Origin of the sequence: Bacillus sp. SIMBA_005, assembly GCF_046535585.1 — a bacterium.
In the GTDB taxonomy this organism is placed as follows: domain Bacteria; phylum Bacillota; class Bacilli; order Bacillales; family Bacillaceae; genus Bacillus; species Bacillus pumilus.
In genome coordinates this window covers 1-248 of record NZ_JAWRWI010000907.1, presented here as the reverse complement: position 1 = coordinate 248, position 248 = coordinate 1, and the positions used below count along the sequence as shown (strand labels likewise).

Below are 248 nucleotides of genomic sequence, written 5' to 3'. Positions count from 1 at the left end.
AGCTCGATGTCGGCCGCCGCGGGCTCGCCCTCGGCCGACAGTGCGGTACCGCCGCCGACGATCACCGCGGACGCGTCGAGCTGGGGCAGCAGCGTCCCGACGATCCCGTCCTCCTGCGCATGCCGCACGTGCGGCGACATCGGCTGTGCGAAATGGATGGTCACGGCGTGCGTGGAGCGCTGGGGCTTCCGTGAGAACAGGGGCATGCCGATACGGTACTGCGCGGCGTTCCGGCGGAGCCGGCATAC

At 71.4% G+C, this 248-nt stretch carries 1 protein-coding gene; it reads right to left on the bottom strand.

Annotation, left to right across the window (positions count from 1 at the left end):
• Positions 1 to 248, bottom strand: a 248-nt coding sequence (locus tag SB660_RS22705; protein WP_410584765.1) for a hypothetical protein, incomplete at both ends; no start/stop codon positions are given.